Annotated in this window: 6 protein-coding genes; 1 reads left to right on the top strand and 5 read right to left on the bottom strand. The window is 74.1% G+C overall.

The genetic code is table 11. From position 1 onward, the window contains the following. The 3 genes from AB0K34_RS24755 to sucC form a co-directional block, all read right to left on the bottom strand. Positions 1-1,514, bottom strand: a 1,514-nt coding sequence (locus AB0K34_RS24755) for a DUF6350 family protein (protein ID WP_364551091.1), incomplete at its 3' end; no start/stop codon positions are given. Positions 1,515-1,671: 157 nt separating this feature from the next. Beyond that, complete coding sequence (gene sucD, locus AB0K34_RS24750) at positions 1,672-2,559, bottom strand: succinate--CoA ligase subunit alpha (protein ID WP_138634588.1); 888 nt, start codon at positions 2,557-2,559, stop codon at positions 1,672-1,674. A gap of 2 nt (positions 2,560-2,561) precedes the next feature. Next, positions 2,562-3,740: an ADP-forming succinate--CoA ligase subunit beta gene (sucC, locus tag AB0K34_RS24745; protein ID WP_138634585.1), complete on the bottom strand. Its 1,179-nt coding sequence runs from the start codon at positions 3,738-3,740 to the stop codon at positions 2,562-2,564. 299 nt (positions 3,741-4,039) lie between these two features. Between sucC and AB0K34_RS24740 the strand changes: the two genes are divergently transcribed. Next, positions 4,040-5,575, top strand: coding sequence for a glycoside hydrolase family 15 protein (locus AB0K34_RS24740; RefSeq protein ID WP_364551090.1), 1,536 nt, complete (start codon positions 4,040-4,042; stop codon positions 5,573-5,575). Here the strand turns inward: AB0K34_RS24740 and AB0K34_RS24735 are convergent. Both AB0K34_RS24735 and AB0K34_RS24730 read right to left on the bottom strand, forming a co-directional pair. Further along, positions 5,572-6,339, bottom strand: a complete 768-nt coding sequence (locus AB0K34_RS24735) for a TSUP family transporter (RefSeq protein ID WP_301174206.1) — start codon at positions 6,337-6,339, stop codon at positions 5,572-5,574. The two genes, AB0K34_RS24740 and AB0K34_RS24735, sit on opposite strands and share 4 nt — an antisense overlap. A 66-nt stretch (positions 6,340-6,405) precedes the next feature. Beyond that, the gene (locus AB0K34_RS24730) at positions 6,406-6,948 is read right to left on the bottom strand and encodes a GNAT family protein (protein WP_301174205.1); all 543 of its coding nucleotides are present in this window, start codon (positions 6,946-6,948) and stop codon (positions 6,406-6,408) included.

The following is a 6,948-nucleotide window of genomic DNA, read 5'->3' as shown; positions in this document are numbered from 1 at the left end:
ATGCAGTTCCTCGCGGAGGTCGACGGGGATCTCCTCGGGACGGACGCTCGACACGACCGCCTTGTCCTGGTTGAACACGTCGTCGAGGAACCGGCCTTGGGCTGCTTCGCCTTCTTGGCGGCCTTCTTCGCGGCCTTCCGCGGGGCCTTCTTGGGCGCGCGCGCGGGACGGCGCAGCACCATCCAGTTCGCCACCCACGCGGCGATCGCCGCCGAGATGCCCACCTCCAGGGCCGCCAGCAGCCCCACCTGCCAGGCGGACGGCCCCACGGTCGCCATCCGGCCGCCGCCGAGCGGCCCGCCCGACAGCGCGCTGAGCAGCGCCGCCACGGCACCGGTCAGCGCCCCCGACACGAACCCCCACAGCGGCGCGCCCTCCGCCACCGGGCTCGGCAGCGACCTGATCGTGAGGGTGCCGCCGACCGCGCCCGCGACGAACGGCGCGGCCAGCGCGAGCAGCGACAGCGCGGGCGCCGGGCCCGGCTGCGGCAGCGCCGCGAGCGGCGGGAACGCGGGCACGGCGTCCAGGAAGACCCCGGTCGGGGAGACGCTCGTCCCGGCGCCGACCGAGAAGCCCGGCCCGACCGCGTACGCCATCCCCCAGATCACCGCGTTCGGCAGGAAGGCCAGCTCGACCAGCAGCAGCAGGACGCCGCCGACGACGCCGGGGGCGAGCATGCCGTACAGGTCGTCGGCCGCCGCGATGTTCATGGCGAGGGCCGCGCCCACGAGCACCGCGCCCGACGCGAGCAGCACGCCGAGCGCGCCCGCCACCCCGATCACCAGCGAGCGGGGCCGCTCCGGCAGCAGCCGCAGCAGCGCGCCGAGCCCCGACCTCACCCGCCGGCCGCGCGCCTCCGCCGCGACCTGCGCGGCGACCACGGCGCGGGCGGCTCCGAGGCCGCCCGCGATGACGGCGACGAGGAAGCAGCCGACCAGCGCCTGCCAGGCCGACGACCGCACCTCGTCCGAGGACGCGGCGAGCGCGAGCAGGGCGGCCAGCACCGCGTACGGCACGGCCAGCGCGGCGGCGACGTGCACGACCGCGATGCGGGGACGGCGCCGCAGCCCCGCGACGCGGATCATCCACCCGCCGCCCCGGTACAGCAGCACGCCCGGCAGGACGAGCACGCCGAGCGGCAGCAGCCCGACCCGCCCCTGACCGTAGGAGAAGCCCGCGTGGTGGGCGACGAGCCAGAAGTTCACGGCCGTCCGGAACACCCCGGACATCCCGTTGCCCATCGCGGTCTTCGGCGCCGCTATCCACCCGATGAGGGTGATCGTGGTGAGCACCGCGAGGCCGATGCCGACGCACCACAGCGCCGCGACCAGCCCCGTCACGTACAGCGGCCGGGCGGCCTGCGCCGCCGTCCGCTCCCGGGCGGCCTCGCGGCCGGGCCCGGGGCCGGCCTCGGGGGGCGCGCCGCCACCTCCGGCGCGGCCGGTCTCGCTCTTCGCCGGCGCGTCCGTCGCCGGCCGCCGCTGCGGACGCCGCCCGGGGGTCTTGTCGCTCACCGCTCCATGCTGGCACCACGCCCGCCCCGGCCCCGTCCGCCCGCCCGGCGTGTCGCCTTTGTCATCGGCCCCGGGCGCCCGTCCCGTCCGGCCGGACGCGAAAGGACGCCCGGGCCGCCGGGGCGGCTCGGGCGTCCTTTCGGTGGTCCCGCGGAGGTCAGAGCTTCTGCATGATCTCCCGCATGAGGACGGCCGTCTCGCTCGGGGTCTTGCCGACCCGGACGCCGACCTTCTCCAGGGCCTCCTTCTTCGCCTGCGCGGTGCCGGCGGAGCCGGACACGATCGCGCCCGCGTGGCCCATGGTCTTGCCCTCGGGGGCGGTGAACCCGGCGACGTAGCCGACGACCGGCTTGGTCACGTGCTGCTCGATGTAGGCGGCGGCGCGCTCCTCGGCGTCGCCCCCGATCTCACCGATCATCACGATGGCGTCGGTGTCCGGGTCGTCCTGGAACGCCTGGAGGGCATCGATGTGGGTGGTCCCGATGACGGGGTCGCCGCCGATGCCGACGCACGTGGTGAAGCCGATGTCGCGCAGCTCGTACATCATCTGGTACGTCAGCGTGCCGGACTTGGACACGAGGCCGATGCGGCCGGGCGTGGTGATGTCGGCCGGGATGATGCCGGCGTTCGACTTGCCGGGGGACGCGATGCCGGGACAGTTCGGCCCGATGATGCGGGTCTTGTTGCCGTTCTTCTCGGCGTAGGCCCAGAAGTGCGCGGTGTCGTGCACCGGGATGCCCTCGGTGATGACGACGCAGAGCGGGATCTCGGCGTCGATCGCCTCGACGACGGCGTCCTTGGTGAACTTCGGCGGCACGAACACGACCGACACGTCCGCGCCGGTCTGCTCCATGGCCTCCTTGACGGTGCCGAACACCGGGAGGGAGGTGCCGTCGAAGTCGACCGTCTGGCCGGCCTTGCGGGCGTTCACGCCGCCGACGACCTGGGCGCCGGACGCGAGCATCCGGCGGCCGTGCTTGGTGCCCTCGGAGCCGGTGATGCCCTGCACGATGATCTTGCTGTTCTCGGTGAGCCAGATGGCCATGCTCATGCACCTGCCGCTGCGAGTTCGGCGGCGCGCTTGGCCGCTTCGTCCATGGTGTCGACCTGCTGGACGCCGGGCAGCGCCGCGTCGCTGAGGATCTTGCGGCCGAGCTCGGCGTTGTTGCCGTCGAGCCGGACGACGAGGGGCCGGTCGACGGCCTCGCCGCGGTCGGCCAGCAGCTGGTAGGCGGAGACGATGCCGTTGGCGACGGCGTCGCAGGCCGTGATGCCGCCGAAGACGTTGACGAAGACCGACTTGACGGCCGCGTCGGACAGCACGATCTCCAGCCCGTTCGCCATCACCTCGGCGGACGCGCCGCCGCCGATGTCGAGGAAGTTGGCGGGCTTCTGGCCGCCGAACTGCTCGCCGGCGTAGGCGACCACGTCCAGGGTGGACATGACGAGGCCCGCGCCGTTGCCGATGATGCCGACGCTGCCGTCGAGCTTCACGTAGTTGAGGTCCTTGGCCTTGGCCGCGGCCTCCAGCGGGTCGGCGGCGGCCTTGTCCTCGTACTTCTCGTGGTCCTGGCGGAACCCGGCGTTGTCGTCCAGGGTGACCTTGCCGTCGAGGGCCTTCACCTGGCCGTCGGCGGTGAGGATCATCGGGTTCACCTCGACGAGGGAGGCGTCCTCGTCGGTGAACACGGCCCACAGCCGCTCGATCAGCTCGGCGGCGCCGTCGAGGGCCTCCTCGGGCAGCCGGCCCTGCTCGGCGATCGCGCGGGCCTGGGCCCGGTCGACGCCGTCCAGCGGGGAGACGGGGACCATCGCCAGCCGGTCGTGCGGCACCTCCTCGATCTCCACGCCGCCCTCGACGGAGCAGATGGACAGGAAGGTGCGGTTGGCGCGGTCGAGCAGGAAGGAGAAGTAGTACTCCTGCGCGATCGCGCTGCCCTCCTCGACCAGGACCTTGTGGACCGTGTGGCCCTTGATGTCCATGCCGAGGATCCGGCCGGCGAGCGTCTCCGCCTCGTCGGCCGTGTCGGCCAGCTTCACACCGCCGGCCTTGCCGCGGCCGCCGGTCTTCACCTGGGCCTTGACCACGACCTTCTTGCTGCCCGCGGAGAACAGCTCCTCCGCGATGGCGCGCGCTTCCTGGGGAGTATGGGCGACCTTGCCGGTGGGCACCGGTACCCCGTACTCGGCGAAGAGTTCCTTCGCCTGATGTTCGAACAGGTCCACGAGGGCGTCCTTAACGGATCGACAGCCAAAGACCACACGAGTCGGCGATCTACACGGGTTTCCGTGCGGCCGGCACTCTGCGGTCCGCTCCGTCGATGCAGCCTAGTCAACCCGCCTTCATGGTGATGCCGCCGGGTCCATATGTCACCGATAGTTCTCCCCGGCGGCAAGGGCGGCGGGGCCCGAGGTGTCTCATCCTGAGGTGTGGGCACGTAGTGGCTCGTGAGGAGGATGAACCAATTGACGTAGTTTGATGTACTTATTTCGCTGCGCTGGGCTGTGGCGAAGGGGGCGAACGGATGGCGATGGCGGAGGAACGGGACGCGTCCTTCACAGCGTCCGTCACGGCCTCCGTCCACGCACGGCCCGCACCGGGCACTCCCATCGTGCCGCCCGCGCGGCGCGGGCCCGAGCAGCGCGGCACCGGAGGCCGCGGCCGGCGGCGGTCGGGCGCCCGCAAGGTCCGCCGCGCCACCGCGCTGCTGCTCATCGCCGCGCTCATCGCGACCGGCGGCGCCACGGCCCCCGAACCGGCCGGCTCCGGCTGGGCGAGCCCCGGCCTCGTCGGCGGGGGCGGCTGGCCGTTCACCGGCGTCCCGCTCTCCCCCGAGCAGGCCGAAGGGGCCGCCTACCTGCCGGACAGCTCCGTCGTCCGGCTCGCGGACGGGCGCGTGCGGCTGATCCCGTCCGGCGGCGACAAGCCCATCACGGTGGACGCGTCCGACCCGCGCGTCGGCAGGGCCGTCCGGTCCGACAACGCCTGGCTCGCGCAGGGCACCGTCCCCACCGGCGGGCAGGGCCAGACCTACCGCGACATGTCGGCGCGCGCGCTGCTCGACCTGCGGCTCCTCACTCGCCCGAACGGGGCGTCGCTCGCGTCCTGGTACAGCAAGTGGCGGTACTCCTGGCCGCGCGACTCCGCGTTCACCGTCGCCGCCTTCACCGTCACCGGGCACCCGTCGGAGGCCCGCCGCGTCCTGCGCTTCCTCGCGCGCGTGCAGAGCGACAACGGCATGTGGGCCGCGCGCTACAACGCCGACGGGACGGCCGTCACCGACGGCCGCGTCCCGCAGCTCGACTCGCTCGGCTGGGTGCTGTGGGCGGCCTGGTTCTACCGGGTGCAGACCGGCGCGCCGGACGAGCTGCCCGACCTGTGGCCGATGGTGCGGCGCGCCGCCGACCACCTGACCCGCTCGCTGGACGCCGAGGGCCTGCCGCCCGCCTCGTCCGACTACTGGGAGCGCGACCCCGGCCGCGAGCAGGACCCGCGCCGCCCCACGCTCGGCGTCGTCGGCCCCGTGCTGGCGGGGCTGCGGGCCGCCGCCGACCTCGCGGGGATGCGCGGCGAGCCCGGCAAGTCCTCCGAGTGGCTGGGCGCGGCGCAGCGGGTCGCCGACGCCGTGGCCCGGCAGTTCGCGCCCTACGGCTACCCGCGCTCGCCCGTCCCCGGCGGCCTGATGGACACCTCCGTGACGTTCCTCGCCCCGCCGTTCGCGCCGGAGGACCCCGAGGTCACCGCCGCGATCGGGGACGCCGCGCGCAAGCAGTCGCTGCCGAACGGGGGCGTGCTACCGGGCGAGCGCTGGTCCGGCACCCCGGACGTCGCCTGGACCCCGGAGACGGCCCTGTTCGGGCTGAACGCCGCCGCGGCGGGCCGCACGGAGGAGGCGCTCTCCCGGCTGAGCTGGCTGGCGGCGCACCGCACGTCCCTCGGCGTCCTGCCGGAGAAGGTCGGCCCGACCGGCAAGCCCGCCGGTCCGGCGCCGCTCGGGTGGACGGCGTCCCTGGTGCTGCTCAGCCTGGCGGCGCTGGAGCGCCCGCTGCCCGTCCCCTAGCCGAACTGCTCGTAGGCGAGCTTCGCGACGAGCGCGCTGACCACGCAGAGCAGGACGACCCGGACGAACCCCGCGCCGCGTCTGATCGCCATGCGCGCGCCGAGCTGCGCGCCGACCGCGTTGGCCACCGCCATGCCCAGTCCGACCGCCCACAGCACGTGCCCCTGCGCGGCGAAGACGAGCAGCGCCCCGAGGTTGGTGCAGGCGTTGATGATCTTCGAGGTGGCGGACGCGTCCACGAAGTCCATGCCGAGCAGCGCGGTGAACGCCACGACCAGGAACGTCCCGGTGCCGGGCCCGACGAGCCCGTCGTAGAAGGCGATGGCGACGCCCGGGACGAGCACTGCGGCGGCGACCCGGCGGCGGGTCCGCAGCACCAGGCGGGGCGCCCGGCCGAGATCGGGCTTCAGCACCACGATCGCGGCCACCGACAGCAGCACGACCATGATGACCGGCTTGAGGACGTCCGAGGAGATCACCGTCGCGCACAGCGCCCCGCCCGCCGCGCAGCACACCGCGAGCACCCCCGCCGGGACGGCGACGCGCACGTCCGGCTTGGCCTTGCGCGCGTAGGCGACGGCCGCGGACGCCGTGCCCGCGATCGAGCCGAGCTTGTTGGTGGCGAGCGCCGCCGCGACCGGCTGCCCCGGGTTGGCCAGCAGCAGCGCGGGCAGCTGGATCAGCCCGCCCCCGCCCACCACCGCGTCGACCCAGCCGGCCGCGACGGCGGCGGCCAGCAGCATGAGCACCTGCTCGGCGTGCAAGGGGACTCCCGGGGGTAAGGAGTGAATCAGAGATCGCTGGTTACCCTATCGGCGTCCCCGGGGGCGTCACGAGGTCCACTCGTCGGCGAGGACGGCCCAGACCTGGACGTCCCGGCGCTCGCCGCCCAGCGTGAACCCCTGCCGCAGCACGCCCTCGCAGGTCATGCCGAGCCGCTTCGCGACCGCCGCGCTGGCCGTGTTGCGCGGATCGCAGAGCCACTCGACCCGGTGCAGCCCCCGCACGCCGAACGCCCAGTCGATCATGTGGCGGACGGCCGTCGTGATGAGCCCCCGCCCGCGCGCCCCCGCCGCGAGCCAGACGCCCGCCTCGCAGGTGCCCTGACTCGCGTCGAACGTCCGGAAGACGGTCCCGCCCTGGAGGACGCCGTCGACCCAGATGCCGTAGATGCGCCCCCGGTCGGCGGCCTGCTTCTCCGCGTACGACTGGAGCAGGGCGCGGGCCGTCTCCTCGTCCACGACCGTCCGGGCCCAGGGGATGTACTCGTCGATCTCGGCGCGGACCGCCCGCGCGTGCTCGGCGAACTCCGCCGCCCGCCACGGTTCCAGCGGGCGGAGCTCGGCACCGTCGGCGAGCGTGAGAGCGAACAT

This window comes from Actinomadura sp. NPDC049382, from assembly GCF_040677125.1.
Classification (GTDB): Bacteria; Actinomycetota; Actinomycetes; order Streptosporangiales; family Streptosporangiaceae; genus Spirillospora; species Spirillospora geliboluensis.
The sequence above is the reverse complement of the archived record's forward strand: the minus strand, read 5'-3'. Positions and strand labels throughout refer to the sequence as shown.

Coding starts and splice junctions, on each gene's coding strand:
- sucD (WP_138634588.1), bottom strand. CDS start 2,559: ATGGCCATCTGGCTCACCGAGAACAGCAAGATCATCGTGCAGGGCATC.
- AB0K34_RS24740 (WP_364551090.1), top strand. CDS start 4,040: ATGGCGATGGCGGAGGAACGGGACGCGTCCTTCACAGCGTCCGTCACG.
- AB0K34_RS24730 (WP_301174205.1), bottom strand. CDS start 6,948: ATGTTCGCTCTCACGCTCGCCGACGGTGCCGAGCTCCGCCCGCTGGAA.